10 protein-coding genes and 1 pseudogene are annotated in these 13,406 nt (G+C 71.5%); 3 read left to right on the top strand and 8 right to left on the bottom strand.

The window, feature by feature from the left end:
* The 4 genes and pseudogenes from iscB to AB0J58_RS35200 all read right to left on the bottom strand — a co-directional run.
* Positions 1 to 539, bottom strand: a 539-nt coding sequence (iscB, locus tag AB0J58_RS35215) for an RNA-guided endonuclease IscB (RefSeq protein WP_364224047.1), incomplete at its 3' end; no start/stop codon positions are given.
* A gap of 88 nt (positions 540 to 627) precedes the next feature.
* Positions 628 to 969 (bottom strand): annotated as a pseudogene (locus AB0J58_RS35210) (RRXRR domain-containing protein); the annotation flags it as partial.
* Between the two features lie 522 nt (positions 970 to 1,491).
* Positions 1,492 to 2,301: an ABC transporter permease gene (locus tag AB0J58_RS35205; protein ID WP_364224041.1), complete on the bottom strand. Its 810-nt coding sequence runs from the start codon at positions 2,299 to 2,301 to the stop codon at positions 1,492 to 1,494.
* Entirely contained in the window at positions 2,298 to 3,269 is a 972-nt protein-coding gene (locus AB0J58_RS35200) for an ATP-binding cassette domain-containing protein (protein WP_364224039.1), read from the bottom strand. The genes AB0J58_RS35205 and AB0J58_RS35200 overlap by 4 nt, the downstream gene beginning before the upstream one ends.
* 235 nt (positions 3,270 to 3,504) lie before the next feature.
* Between AB0J58_RS35200 and AB0J58_RS35195 the strand changes: the two genes are divergently transcribed.
* Together AB0J58_RS35195 and AB0J58_RS35190 are read left to right on the top strand one after the other, a co-directional pair.
* Positions 3,505 to 4,113 (top strand): PH domain-containing protein, encoded by a 609-nt coding sequence (locus AB0J58_RS35195; RefSeq protein WP_364224037.1) that lies wholly within the window; start codon positions 3,505 to 3,507, stop codon positions 4,111 to 4,113.
* Positions 4,110 to 5,972 (top strand): PH domain-containing protein, encoded by a 1,863-nt coding sequence (locus AB0J58_RS35190; RefSeq protein WP_364224035.1) that lies wholly within the window; start codon positions 4,110 to 4,112, stop codon positions 5,970 to 5,972. The genes AB0J58_RS35195 and AB0J58_RS35190 overlap by 4 nt, the downstream gene beginning before the upstream one ends.
* A 55-nt stretch (positions 5,973 to 6,027) precedes the next feature.
* On the opposite strand, the gene sepH is transcribed toward AB0J58_RS35190, so the two are convergent.
* The 3 genes from sepH to AB0J58_RS35175 form a co-directional block, all read right to left on the bottom strand.
* A complete protein-coding gene (sepH, locus tag AB0J58_RS35185; protein WP_364224033.1) occupies positions 6,028 to 7,779 on the bottom strand; it encodes a septation protein SepH in 1,752 nt (583 codons plus the stop codon).
* A 568-nt stretch (positions 7,780 to 8,347) separates the two neighbouring features.
* Positions 8,348 to 9,661, bottom strand: coding sequence for a D-arabinono-1,4-lactone oxidase (locus AB0J58_RS35180; protein WP_364224031.1), 1,314 nt, complete (start codon positions 9,659 to 9,661; stop codon positions 8,348 to 8,350).
* Positions 9,662 to 9,771: 110 nt separating this feature from the next.
* Positions 9,772 to 10,968, bottom strand: a complete 1,197-nt coding sequence (locus AB0J58_RS35175) for an MFS transporter (protein ID WP_364224029.1) — start codon at positions 10,966 to 10,968, stop codon at positions 9,772 to 9,774.
* Between the two features lie 162 nt (positions 10,969 to 11,130).
* Between AB0J58_RS35175 and AB0J58_RS35170 the strand changes: the two genes are divergently transcribed.
* Entirely contained in the window at positions 11,131 to 12,402 is a 1,272-nt protein-coding gene (locus AB0J58_RS35170) for a lytic murein transglycosylase (protein ID WP_364224045.1), read from the top strand.
* 12 nt (positions 12,403 to 12,414) lie between these two features.
* Here the strand turns inward: AB0J58_RS35170 and AB0J58_RS35165 are convergent, their stop codons facing one another.
* Positions 12,415 to 13,377, bottom strand: coding sequence for a ferrochelatase (locus tag AB0J58_RS35165; RefSeq protein WP_364224027.1), 963 nt, complete (start codon positions 13,375 to 13,377; stop codon positions 12,415 to 12,417).
* Between the last annotated feature and the right edge of the window lie 29 nt (positions 13,378 to 13,406).

Here is a 13,406-nt window from a genome sequence, read left to right as displayed (position 1 = left end):
GGTAGGCCGGTGGTCTTCAGTGCCTGCCACAGTGCCCAGCGGGTGGTGTTGACGGCGGCGGCGTCGCGCAGCGGTGCTTTCGCCTGCTTGAGGATCTTCGTCAGGAGTTCGGGCTTGTCCTTGAGGAACTCCTGCACGGGGGTGGCGTTCTTGGTCTGGTTACACCGGATGCAGGCCAGGGTGAGGTTGCTGATCCGGTCGGAGCCGCCCCGGCTGCGGGGGTGGATGTGGTCGAGGTTGAGCGGTAGGCCGCTCGCGCCGCAGTAGGCGCAGGCGCGCCCCCACTTGGTGAGCAGGTATTCGCGGACCTCGTACCCGGCGAGGGTGCCCTGCTGGTATTCCACTCCTTCCAACGGCTTGCCCGCCGAGAGGGTGTGGGTGTCGAAGGAGACCTTCTCCACGTGGACGGCGGTGACGGGTGCCCACCGGGTCAGCCGCGCCACCCATGACATGGTGGTCTCGACGCGGTGTCGCAGGGACGGCGCGAGCCACCCCTTCGGTTTGGTGCGGTTGAGGAACCGGGGGGCGCGGTAGCGCAGGTTCCGTGACCGTCTGCCGCGCCGGTATGGCCCGTGAGGTGAGCCTGTCGCGGATCAGTGCGCCTCGATGGTCGAGCTGGATCGCATACCGTCCGGCCCGGCTCCCCTCATGGCCGGTGAACACCGCCAGGCCGGTGTGCTTGGAGCCGGGGTCGACACCGACCTGTACGCCTGCCACGGTGGAGTCGGCAGCCGACCGGTCTTTGAGGCGGATGACGAACGGGGTGTGGCGCACCACCACCGCCCGCCTGGCCGCCAGCAGGCGGCGGGCACGGGCAGGGTGACAGGGGTCGAGCGGGTGGCCGCGGGCGTCCAGGACGAACACGGCCGGGTGAACCTCACGGTTCGCTCCCTCCGGCGCCGAGGCGCCCTCGGGGTGACGCCGGTGCGGCGGTGCGGCCGGACCGGTCTCCCCTCGCCCAGGTTCCATGCCGGTGCCCGGCGTGGCCGGGAGTCCGTGAGCCGTTTCGTGCCCACCCTCGGGCGTGTCTGCTCCCACGGATTCCAGAGCGGCAGGCTGAGGAAGCACCTGCCGGTGGGTCTGCTCACTTACATGAAACGTAGCCATCTGGATCACACCTCCAGTTCGTGATGGCTAGGGCTGGTCAACGCGGGGCTTGTAAAGCGCATCGCTGCGCCTCAAGCCCCCTCCTTCAGGAGAGGGTCGTTGACGTCTCGTCGTTTCCGGCGGCCGTGACGACTGGCACATCCGCGGCGGCTGGAGCGCCCGTGGCGGCTGTGCCCCCGAGCCGCCCCTCCAATGGGCCACCCCGCCCCTGCCGGATCCAGCCGGACCGTTTTCCCGGCCCTGGCGGAAACTCCGTGCAGCGGCCTGTCTGGAGCCTCCCGGGGAGAGCCGCCCCGGAGTGCCCCCGACGTGGTGAGGCGTCGCCCGGCCACGCCGGGCGCAGAGACCCGGGAGGCGCTCAGGGGGCACTCCGGGGGAGGGCGCCTAGACGCGGCTGCGGAACGCGCGGATCGCCAGAGGGGCGAAGATCACGGCGAAACCGGCGGCCCAGAGCAGCGAGAAGAGTGCGGCCCTGGTGACGTCGCCGCCGATGAGCAGGCCGCGGATGGCGTCCGCCAGGTGCGTGACGGGGTTGAGGTCGGACCAGGTCTTCAGCCAGGACGGGAAGGTGGCGGAGGGCACCAGGGCGCTGCTGGTGAAGGTCAGCGGCATCATCGTGGAGAAGGCGATCATCTGCACCTTCTCGGGGCTGGAGGCCTTCAGGCCGATCAGCACCGACATCCAGGACATGGCCAGGGCGACCACGACCAGCAGCGCCAGGGCACCCAGCAGTCCGAAGAAACTGGTGGTGACCCGGAAGCCCAGCACCATGCCGAAGCCGATCAGCAGGGCGAAGGCCCACATCTGCTTGACGGTGTCGGCGATGATGCGCCCGGACAGGGGCGCGGTGCGGGCGATGGGCAGGCTCCGCAGCCGGTCGAAGACGCCCTTGGTGATGTCGGTGTTGAGGCCGATAGCGGTGGAGAGCGTGTAGAACAGGGCGTTCTGCACGAGCAGGCCGGGCAGGGCGAACTGCAGGTAGTCGCCGGTGGATCCGGAGATGGCGCCGCCGAAGACGTAGGTGAACAGCAGCAGGAACATGATGGGCTGGATGCTCAGATCCAGCAGTTCCCACGGGTTGTGCTTGATCTGGACCAGGCTGCGCCAGGCCAGTGTCATGGTCTGCTGCAGAGTCGCCAGGGGGGTGACGCGCTTGGCGGCCATCTGCGGGATGGTCGTCGTCAGTGTGGTCACACGAACGCCTCTTCTTTCTTGTCGGGGGTCTCCTCGTCCTCGGGCAGGTGGCCGGTGATGGCCAGGAACACCTCGTCCAGGCTGGACCTGCGCAGTGCGAGCTCCGAGGCGACGACGCCCTGCTCGTCCAGACGGCGCACGATCGCGGGGACGGTGGCGGGGTCGTGGACGGAGGCGGTGGCCTTGCCCCCGCTGAGGTCGGGAACCTCGCCCAGCACGTCGGCCAGCACCTTGCCGACCAGATCGAGGTGCTCGGCCTGTGCGGGGCGCACCTCCAGGACCTGGGCGCCGGTGGTCGCCTTGAGCTGGTCGGAGGTGCCGGAGGCGATGACCCTGCCGTGGTCGAAGACGACGATGTCGTCGGCGAGCTGGTCCGCCTCCTCCAGGTACTGGGTGGTGAGCAGCACGGTGACACCGTCGGCCATCAGGCCGCGCACCACACTCCACAGGTCCGTGCGGCTGCGCGGGTCGAGCCCGGTGGTGGGCTCGTCGAGGAAGAGCACCTGGGGGCGGCCGACCAGGCTGGCGGCCAGGTCCAGGCGGCGGCGCATGCCGCCGGAGTAGGTCTTGGCGGCCCGTCCACCGGCGTCGGACAGGTCGAAGCGCTCCAGCAGCTCGCCCGCGCGCGCCCGGGAGTCGGCGCGCGTCATGCCCAGCAGGCGGCCGATCATCACCAGGTTCTCGACGCCGGTGAGCATCTCGTCGACGGCGGCGTACTGGCCGGTCAGACCGATCAGCGAACGCACCTGGTGGGCCTGGCGCGTCACGTCGTAGCCGCCGACGACGGCGGTGCCGGCGTCGGGGCGGAGCAACGTCGCCAGGATGCGCACCGCGGTGGTCTTGCCCGCCCCGTTGGGGCCGAGCACACCGAGCAGCCTTCCCTGGGGAACGAGGAGGTCCACCCCGTCCAGTGCCCGGGTCTCCCCGTAGCGTTTCACCAGGCCCTCGGCCTGGATCGCGTAGGTCATCGGTCACGCCCTCCGTAGTCTCCGGATCTCCAGCATGTACCGCGCCACCGACACTTTTCCGATCCACGGCCCGGCTGGAGGGAGAACGGGCGATGCCGGATCGCGGAAGGGGGGGCCGCGTTGTCGGAGCGCCTGCCCCGCGGACCTGCCGCGATGACCCGCCGGGCTCCGGGCGGGACTTTTTGCGTCACACCGCCGGAGCGCCCCGTGGGACGTGACCGTTTAGGCTGACAGCGTGAGCGACCGAGCCGATGAGCACAGCCCCGCCCCAGAGGAGGCCGCGGCGGCCGGTCGGCCGGGTGAACGTCGCAGGGGCACTCCCGGGCGTGCCCGGGTCTCCCTGCGCGCCCCCGCCAACCCGATCTCGCGCAAGGCGGTCACGTTGTGGCTGACGGAGGGGATTCTCTGGTCCCTTCTCCTGGTGGGCGGCTCTTTCCTGCTGGCGAGGTGGATCGACGAGGGCCGCTGGTCGTGGTTGCCCGGATGGGCGCTGGACAACATCTGGTGGCTGCCGTGGCTGATGGTGCTGCTACTGGTGCCAGGCACGCTCATCGAGCCGTTCTGGCGGTACGCCGTGCACAGGTGGGAGCTCAGCGAGGACGTCGTCTACGCCCGTTCCGGGTGGCTCAGCAGGGAATGGGTGTTCGTGCCGGTCAGCAGGATCCAGACCGTCGACAAGGCGCAGGGCTGGTTCGAGCGCATGCTGGGCCTGGCGACCGTCGAGATCCGCACCGCCTCCCACGCGGGCTCGTCCACGATCAAGGGCCTTGACTACGCGGTCGCCGCCGAACTGGCCGAGGGGCTCGCCCGTCGCGCGGAAGAGCTCAGGGACGACGCGACGTGACCGGATCCCCCAGCGACCGTTCACCGGCGGAGCGGCCGGAGGGCGCCGAACCCCCGGTGCCCGGTTCCGGGTCCGTCCCTGATCCTGACCCCGCTCGTTCGGCCGGCGGGGCGGGGGAGGGCGCCGAATCCTCGGTGTCCGGTTCCGGGTCTCCCGGATCCGTCCCGCGTCCTGATCCCGCTCGCCCGGCCGACCGGACGGGGCCGTCGCTGCGGCTCAGCCCGAAGGTGCTGCTGACCGATCCGATCCGGATGCTGCCCTCGCTCTTCCTGCCGCTGGCCGGTGTCCTGTTCCTCGGCGGGTTCTCTCCGGGATCGTTCGTGTGGGCGGCGCTGGGCGTCGTCGGCTCCGTCGCGTTCTCGGCCGTGCGCTGGGTCACCTTCACCTACCGGATCGCCGGTGATCGGCTGGAGCTCACCCGGTCGCTGATCAGCAGGTCGGTGCGGACGATCCCGCTGGAGCGGATCCGCGGCGTCGACGTCAGTGCCCCGCCGCTGCACCGCCTGCTCGGCATCGCCGTCCTGCGGATCGACACCGGCGCCGGCGGCGACGACAAGCAGGAGGGCGAGCTCGACGGGGTCACCGTGGAGGAGGGGGAGCGGCTCAAGGCGGTGTTGCTCTGGCACGCACGCGCCCGCATGGCGAGACGCGCCCAGGCGCGCGAGACAGCCTCGGCGTCCGGCCCGGGTGAGCTCACGGCCGCGGACGCGGCGGAGCCGGCGGCCCCCGCCGTCGTCCGTCACGAGGTGGGTGACGCGACCCCCGAGCGGGTGTTCTTCGTGCTGCCGCGGAAGTGGCTCGTCTACGGCCCGCTCTCCGGTTCCTACCTGCTGACCCCGTTCGCGCTGGTCGCCGGAGCCGTGGGCCTGGCGTTCCAGTGGGGCGGCGAGCTCAAGATCGACAGGCGGGTCGTGATGGGCGCGGGGGAGTGGCTCTGGGCGCATCCGCCCCTGCTCGCCGCGGCCCTGGTACTGCTGCTCCTGGCCATGCCGGTGGTCGGCGTGGTCATGTACGCGGTGTTCAACTGGGACTTCACACTCCGCGCCAGTGAGGGATACCTGATCGCCGGGCGCGGTCTGGTCACGCGCAGGAGCGTGTCCCTGGAGCGGCGCAGGGTGCGAGGGTTCGAGTTCGTGGAGGGGCCGGCCGAGCGCTGGGCGGGGTTCGGCCGCGCATGGGCGATCGTGACCGGTCTCGGCGACTCGGAGACCCGGGGCCAGTTGCTTCCCGTCGCCCCGAGGGAGACCGTGCTCGACGTGGTGGGCGGGGCGATCGGCCCGATCACCACCGGGCTGCGGTCCCACCCGCCGGCGGCACGCAGGCGCCGGCTGTTTCGGGCGATCTTCCCGTGGCTGGTCGTCGCCGCCTGTGCGACGGCGGCGGCCCTGCTCTGGTCCGGGCTCTGGTGGGCGCTCGCGGTGCCCGCCCTGATCCTCGCGCTGCTGGGCGTCCCGCTCGGCCTGGACCGCTACCGGTCCCTCGGCCACACCTACGACGGGAGCCGCCTGTCGGTCCGCTCGGGGTCGCTACGCCGCTCTCAGGCGGTGGTGGAGAAGCGGGCGGTCGTCGGCTGGACTCTGAGCCAGACCTGGTTCCAGCGCCGCGCCGGTCTGCTGACCGTGACTGCGGGCGTGGGTGCGGGCACCGGTGGCTACGCCGCCCTCGACGTCGGTGAGGCCGAGGGACCGGCCTTCGCCGCCGAGGTCACCCCGACCTGGCTGGCCCCGTTCCTCGTCTCCGAGGACCTGGGTCGCGGGAACCCGCTTTCCGCGGAGTCCTCGCCCCTCGGATCGGCGGCACCCGGCGAACCGTCCACGCGGGACAGGTCGTCCTCGTCCGGGGAGCCGGGGAACGGCTGACAGACGGTGAGGCGGGGGGCCGGTGTCCCGGTCACCCCCGCCTGACGTGGTGCGATCAGTCCTGGCGGCGGGCGCCGAACATGATCTCGTCCCAGGTGGGCACGGACGCCCGCCGCCCCCGGGACTTCTTGGCAGGTCGCGCCGGAGCCGGTGCCGGCTTCGGCGGCTCCGCGGGCTTCTCCGCCGCGGGCTTGTCGACCTTGGTCTCCTGCATGGCCCCCGTGTCCCCCTGTGTCTCTTGCCTGCCCGGCTCGGCCTTGGCCCGCTCGTCCACGCTGACGCGCGCCGCCGGTACAGCTATCGAACCCTCCTGGGCCGGTTCGGACTCCGGCGCGGGGGTCTCCTTCGCCGCGATGGTGTTCTCCGCTTTCGTGGAGACCGGCTGTCCTGCCGTCTTCTCGTCCGCCGCGGACCGCTGCCCGGCGGGCTCGGACGGGACGGCGACAGGCTCCGGCGGGGTCGCGGCGGCGGGCGGGAGGGGGGCCGATACCTCGGCGACCTGGGGAGCCTCCATGATCTCCATGACCTCCGGGGCCTTCGCGGCCTCCGGAGTCTTCGCGGCCTCCGCGACCACGGCCTCGGGGGGAGCGGCCGGCGCGTGCGCCGGAGCCTGCCCGGGCAGGTCGGATCCGGTGGCCGATTCCCGCGTCGTGGCGGGCACCGGCTCCGGCGCGCCGGCCGAGGGCGGCCCGACCCGAGCCGGCTCGGCCGCCGTCCCCGGGGGCTGGACGGCGACAACGGGCTGTGGCGCGGCGGGTGCCGCGGGCTCAGGCTCCGGGGCGGACAGCGGCTCGTACGCGGCGGGTTCCTGCGCGGCGGGTTCCCGCGCGGCCGGTGAGACCGGCTCGTACGCGGTGACCGGCTCCGGCAGCACCGGCTCCGGAGGCCTGACCCGCGCGGCGGGACCGGGGCCCTCGGCCGCGGGAGCGGCGGGCTCCGATGCCCGGTCGGACTGGTATCCGGCCGGGTCAGGAGCGCGCAGCGGCGGCACGGACACCCTCGGGGCCTCGTATCCGGCGGGAAGCGGAGGCATGGGCGGCTGCTGGTAGGCGGCCGGAGGTTCGGTCTGGGCGTAGGCGGGCCGGGGCTGTGCCACGGACTCGTGCCGCAGGACCGAGGGGAAGGAGACCGGCTGCTGGTTCGGCGGTTCGGGAGCCAGCGGCGGCACCGGAGCGAGCTTGGCCACCCGCGGCACGAACGGCGTGACCGTGGTGTCCTCGACCGGCTTGACGTCCTCTCCGCTGGACAGGCGCAGGGCCTCGTCGTCGTGGGGCGTGATGTGGCGCCGGCGCGGGTCGAAGAGCCACTCGGCGTTGCGCGTGTGACCGTTCCACACGAACCCGAGCTTGATGCGCCACATGTTGTCGTCCCGCTTGGCGGAGTCCCACTCGATCTCGTCGGCGGGGACGCCGCGGCGGGTCAGCCGCTCGGCGACCAGGTCGCCGAGAGTGGGACCGGGAGCGGAGTCGCCGGGCAGGCGTACGGCGCAGCGCTGCGCCTGCTGTGCCATGTACTCACGTTCCTGGAGCACGGGGCCCTCGAACCATCGCACGCGCTCGACCGGGATGCCCGCCGTATTGGCGATCTCCTCCGCGGTCTCGCCGGCACGGATCCGGGCCTGGATCTCCTTGGGGCGCAACGGACTCTCCACTTCGATCTCGTACTGGCCGAGACGGGAGAAGTTGCCGCGGACGGCAGCACGGAGCCGGTCGTCGACGGGCAGCGTGAACCGGGTGCCCCGGCCGGCTGTCGCCAGCACGAGATAGGTCCCGTCCTCACTCACCGCGACGAGTCGGAGCTCCTGCATGCGAGTCCCTTCGTCGTCGTGCTCAATCTTCCCCCGGACCCTTGAGTCTCTCGCGTGTGCCGGTTGCCTGCCAGCACCGTACCCGGCATGTCCGAACATCGCCTTCCTGGATGGGGCTCGCAGCGATGTGACGCCGGTCACATTTGCTCCATTCATCTAATTACAGGGCACCGGTCTGGAGCAGCAACTTCGGGGTCCTCAGGGGATTCTCATGGATAACCCGGTGAACCGCTGCGGACTTCCGCCAAGAACCGGAAGATGGCGGTGAGGCCGGTCCGCCGGTCCGGGAAGGGTGTGTCGCGATCGCGGCGTTGTGCGGGGGCCGGTCGTCGCGGTCCGTGACGGCGGATCGCGGCGGCGGCTGGCATGGACGGCGGGAGAAGGTCATCTCCAGCGGACTCCCTCGGGGTCGAGCGGCGCGGGCGTCTGCGAATCTGCCCGTCGCACGTGCCGGGGGAACGACGGGACACGCGGACGCGTCACTCTTCGAGCGAGCCTTTGCGTCACCCTTTACCGAAAGCTTGTGAGAAGCGGCCGAATCGGGGGAACGGGACCGCCTCGGCGGCCCTCAGCCCAGGACGGTGTCGAGATAATCGTTGGCGAACGCGCGTCCGGGGTCGAGGGCGTCCCGTACCATCAGGAAGTCGGCGAACCGGGGATAGACCCTCGTCAGGTAGGTCGCGTCGCGAGTGTGCAGTTTGCCCCAGTGCGGGCGGCCGCCGAGCCTCGTCATGATCTCCTCAACACCCTCGAAGTAGGCGGGGTTCGGGGTCGGCCGGTAGACGTGGCAGGCGATGTAGGCCGAGTCCCTGCCGTAGGCGGTGGACAGCCAGGCGTCCGAGGCGGGGGTGACCCGCACCTCGATCGGGAAGCTGATCTTCCAGTCCCTGACCCCCAGCAGGTCGCGGACCTCGCGAAGGGCCTGGCCGAGGTGCTCGCGCGCGATGGCGTACTCCATCTCCAGGAAGCGTACCCGGCGCACGCTCGTGAAGATCCGATGTGAGGCGTCGGTGTGGGTCGAGGCGGACAGCGTCGCGGCCGAGAGCGCGTTGAGCCGGGGGATGGCGCCCGGGTAGCGGCCACCGATGCCGCACACCGCGCCGAACAGGGTGTTCTCCATGAAGTGGTTGTCGAGCCAGTACCTCAGCGCGCTCGGCGGCCGGGCCGGGCCGGGGCTGCGGTTGTTGCGCTTGGTCAGGCAGGTGTCCGTGTGCGGCATCCAGAAGAAGTCGAGGTGCTCGTTGCCGGTGACGAGGGAGTCGAGGGAGTCCAGGATCGAGGACAGCGCCATCGGCTCCCGGACGCTGCGCAGCAGGAAGGAGGGCTCCACCCGGAAGGTCACCGCGGTCACCACGCCGAGGGCGCCCAGGCCCACCCTGGCCGCGTCGAACAGGTCCTGCTCGGCCACCCCGCGGATCTTCCCCTCGCCGTCGCCGCGGACTGTGACGATCTCGCCGTCGGCGAGCACCATCTCCAGTGCCAGCACCTGGTCGGCCAGTCCGCCGAGGTCCCTGCCGGTGCCGTGGGTGCCGGTCTGGACGGCCCCGGCCAGGGTCTGGGCGTCGATGTCGCCCATGTTGGCCAGGGCCAGTCCCCTTTGGTGCAGTTCACGGTTGAGCGTGCCGATCGTCGTCCCCGCCTCGGCCGTCACCCAGCCGTCTCCCACCTCGCGGATCCCGGTCAGCGCGTCCGGCCGCAGCAGGATGCCGTCGGTCAGGGCGACCGAGGTGAACGAGTGCCCGCTGCCGATCATCCGCACCCGGCGTCCCGAGGCGACGGCGTCGCGCACCGCCCGCGAGACCTCCTCGGCATCGGACGGCGTACGGACCTCCGTGGGGGTGGCGGATTGGTTCCCCGCCCAGTTGCGGAAGGTCTCGCCCATGTTCGCTCCTGCCTGCGGGCGTCACCCGGCCCTGTCGCGGGCGTCGACGCCCCTGGGACGCGGGTTACCGCCGGTTCGTCACTCGCTCCGCCAGCAAATATGAACAATACTCATGATTGCTGCCGGGCGACAGGGGTTCGCAGCCAGGCGGAGCCGCCGACGCCGACCGTCACGGCCAGCAGGGCGCAGGCGAAGGAGAATCCGTAGGCGTTGGAAGCGCCGAACGCGTCGGTGAGCCTGCCGCCCGCCCACGCGCCGATCGCCACGCCGAACCCGACCGAGGTCGAGATCCAGGCCATTCCCTCGGTGAGCAGGTGGACGGGGACCAACTGCTCGGTCAGGCTGTAGCCGGTGATGACGGTCGGGGAGATGGCCAGCCCGGCCAGGAAGAGCGCGCCCGCCATGATCCTGAGGTCGTCGATGAGCATGATCGGGGTCAGGCCCAGGGCGAACACCGCCAGCGAGCCGATGAACCTGCCGCGCAGCGAGACGGTCCACTGCCGCGCGCCGTACCAGAGCCCGGAGACCAGGCTCCCGCCGGCGAACGAGGCGAGCAGCAGGCCGGCGGCGGGTTTGGCGCCCTGTTCCTCGGCGAACGCCACCGTGACCAGGTCGACCGAGCCGAACACCGCCCCCATCGCCAGGAAGGCGCATGACATCAGGGCGACGCCGGGGATGGTGATCGGGGTGCCCGAGCGCTCTTCCCTGGGGCGGATGGGCGGCTCCGTGCCACGCTGCAGCCCGAAGGCGATGGTGCCTATGGTCGTGCAGGTCAGAGCCACGATCAGGCCCGCGTACGGGTTGATCATGGTGGCCAGGGCGGTGACCAGCGCCGGACCCGCGACGAAGATGACCTCGTCCGCGACCGACTCGAAGGAGAACGCCGTGTGCAGCCTCGCCGTCCCGCCCAGCAGGTGCGACCAGCGGGCGCGCACGAGCGAGCCGAGCGAGAGCGCGGTCGCGCCGACCGCGACACCGGTGGCGAAGAGCGTCCACCGGGGGGCGCCGAACCTGGCGCAGAGCATCATGCCGGTCAGCGTGGCGCCGTGCGCCAGCGTGAGCGGGATGACTATCCTGGCCTGGCCGAACCTGTCCACCAGGCGCCCCGACAGGGGAGCCGCGACGGCCAAGGAGACGCTGACGGTGGCCGCGACCGCTCCCGCCGTCGCGTAGGAGTCGGTGAGCGCCTCGATGAGCAGCACGATGCCGATGCCGAGCATCGACATGGGCATCCGCCCGAAGAATCCCGCGATGACGAAGCCCTTGACGCCGGGCGTGCTGAAGAGCCCCCGGTACGGCCCGACCACTGACACTCCCTGATGCTCTATGCGGGTGGAACATGCCGACGATTCCGCACGGAGTCGCTTCTCGGCAAGTGATTTTCCAGGCAACGGCTCCCGACGGGGGCCGTTGAGGCTAACGTGAGCGCGGTGTCACGTCTTCCTGGGTTGAGGGCATTCGTCCCAGTGATGGTTGCCCTAGCCGTACTTGTCGCTCTCGGTGGCGTCGCGCTCGCAGTGATCACCGGTGGCCGTCCCGCGGCCCCGGACGGGAACGCCGTCACGGAGCCCCGCATCCGGGACCTGGCGGCGATCGCGCCGGTGGTCGGCAGGTCGGCGACCCCGCCGGCCACGGCGGACCCGGCGAACCCGGAGAACGCAACCCCGCAGAGCCCCGCCCCGGAGACCCCGGCCGCGCAGCCGTCCGCGACCCCCGGCCCCCAAGGGGCGGACAGCCCGGGGCTCACCTCCACCCCGCCCCGGCTACTGGTCATATCCCCGTCGACGCTGAGCGAGCAGAGCAAGGAGGACATCTCCCGGCTCAAGTACGTTCAGAAGATCGACTCCTTCGACGGGGGGGCGGTCAAGGTGTCCGGGGTCGGACTCAACCTCCTCGCGGTCGACCCCGCCCGTTTCCGGGCGTGGGTTCCCAGGGCCGTCGCCGACCAGCAGGAGGTGTGGAGCGCCCTGGCCAGGGGCGAGTTCGTCGCGGACAGCTCGGCGGCGCGCCGCCTGGGGCTGGTCCTCGGTGCGGAGTACCAGGTGGACGGTGGTCCCCGGTTGCGGGCCGCGGCCTCGGCCGCCTTGGGCCTGCCGGGCGTGGACGGCATCGTGGGGGAGGAGACCGGCCGCAGGCTGGGCCTGCCGCCGAAGGTTGCGCTGCTCGTGCACGGGCCCGAGAAGGCCACCGCCGTGCTCAGGGCCCGGGTGGGCAGGCTGCTCGGCTCAGGCTCCCAGGTGGTCGCCGTCGGTGGGTCCGGCACGGCGAAGGCCGGCACGGACAAAGCCGGCACGGACAAGGCGGCCCCGGCGAAGACCGGTACCGACAAGACCGCGAAGGCGGCCCGGGTGACGGTCGGCAGACCCGGCAGCTACCTGGAGCTCTATCGCGCCTCGGCCGAGGTCTGCCCGGGGCTCTCCTGGACGGTGCTGGCCGCGATCGGCCAGGTGGAGAGCTCCCACGGGCGCAACAACGGCCCCTCCTCCGCGGGTGCGCAGGGACCGATGCAGTTCATGCCCGCCACCTGGAAGGCCTACGGTGTGGACGGCGACGGCGACGGCGTCGCCGACATCTGGAGCCCCTACGACGCGGTCCCGTCGGCGGCCAACTACCTGTGCGCCAACGGAGCGGCCCAGGGCGGCAAGAAGCTGGAGAAGGCCATCTGGTTCTACAACCACTCCTGGTCGTACGTCTCCAAAGTTCTGGCCATCTCCCGCGGCTACGCCGCCGCCTATCCCTGAGGCGCCGGCTCCCTAGCCGCGGCGGCGCGGCGGCGCCGGGCAGCAGGTCGCCGAGCACGCGACGGGCTCGGGTTCGGCGAGCAGCTCCGAGACCATCGAGACGAACCGGGGGTGGGTGCCGGCCGTGGCGGCCCTGACCAGCGGCAGGCCGATCTTCCTCGCCGTCGCCGCGGCCTCCACGTCGAGGTCGTAGACGACCTCCATGTGGTCGGAGACGAAACCGATCGGCACCAGCACCACCGCCGGGGCGTCGACCTCCGGCAGATGGTCGCAGACGTCGGGCTCCAGCCACGGAATGTGGGGGGCGCCGCTCCGGCTCTGCCAGACCAGATCCCACACCCTGTCGCCACCCAGCTCCGCGGTGACCAGCGTGGCCGCGCGGCGCAGCTGAGCCTCGTACGCCCCGCCGCTCTCGCCGGACGTCTCGGCCATCGAGACCGGAATACTGTGCGCCGTGAAGACCAGCCGGGCGGAGTCGCCGAGCCCGTCGGGCAGCCGGTCCAGCGCCTCGCGGGTGTGGTCGGCCATCGCCGCGACGAAGCCCGGGTGGTCGAAGTAGTGCCGGAGCTTGACCACCTCGGGGGCGCCCTCGACCGCGGCCCTGGCCAGCGCGATGTCGTCGATGTACTGCCGGCAGCTCGAGTACGAGCTGTAGGCCGAGGTGACGAAGGCCGCCGCCCTGCGCACGCCGTCGCGCGCCATCTCGCGGAGCGTGTCCTCCAGGTAGGGGTGCCAGTTGCGGTTGCCCCAGTAGATCGGGAGATCGATGGTCGGTGCCAGGGCCGCGATCAGGTCGCGGCACTGCTGGTTGATCGGGCTGACCCCACCGAAGCGCTGGTAGTGCGCCTCGACCTCGAGCAGCCGTTCGCGCGGGATCCCACGGCCCCGCACCACGTTCTCCAGGAACGGCATCACGTCGTCAGGCTTCTCGGGACCCCCGAACGAGACGACGAGCAGTGCGTCGTAATTCCCCATGGCCTTCATCAAACCGCATGCCGGGGTGT

This window comes from Streptosporangium sp. NPDC049644 (genome assembly GCF_040675205.1).
GTDB classification, from domain to species: domain Bacteria; phylum Actinomycetota; class Actinomycetes; order Streptosporangiales; family Streptosporangiaceae; genus Streptosporangium; species Streptosporangium fukuiense.
Note: the sequence above shows the minus strand (reverse complement) of the source record. Positions and strands in the feature narration are given on the sequence as shown.

What these genes read in the sequence shown, in the direction of transcription:
- AB0J58_RS35165 (WP_364224027.1), bottom strand. Translation starts at nt 13,377, where the DNA reads ATGGGGAATTACGACGCACTGCTCGTCGTCTCGTTCGGGGGTCCCGAG.
- AB0J58_RS35200 (WP_364224039.1), bottom strand. Translation starts at nt 3,269, where the DNA reads ATGACCTACGCGATCCAGGCCGAGGGCCTGGTGAAACGCTACGGGGAG.
- AB0J58_RS35180 (WP_364224031.1), bottom strand. Translation starts at nt 9,661, where the DNA reads ATGGGCGAGACCTTCCGCAACTGGGCGGGGAACCAATCCGCCACCCCC.
- AB0J58_RS35170 (WP_364224045.1), top strand. Translation starts at nt 11,131, where the DNA reads ATGGTTGCCCTAGCCGTACTTGTCGCTCTCGGTGGCGTCGCGCTCGCA.
- sepH (WP_364224033.1), bottom strand. Translation starts at nt 7,779, where the DNA reads ATGCAGGAGCTCCGACTCGTCGCGGTGAGTGAGGACGGGACCTATCTC.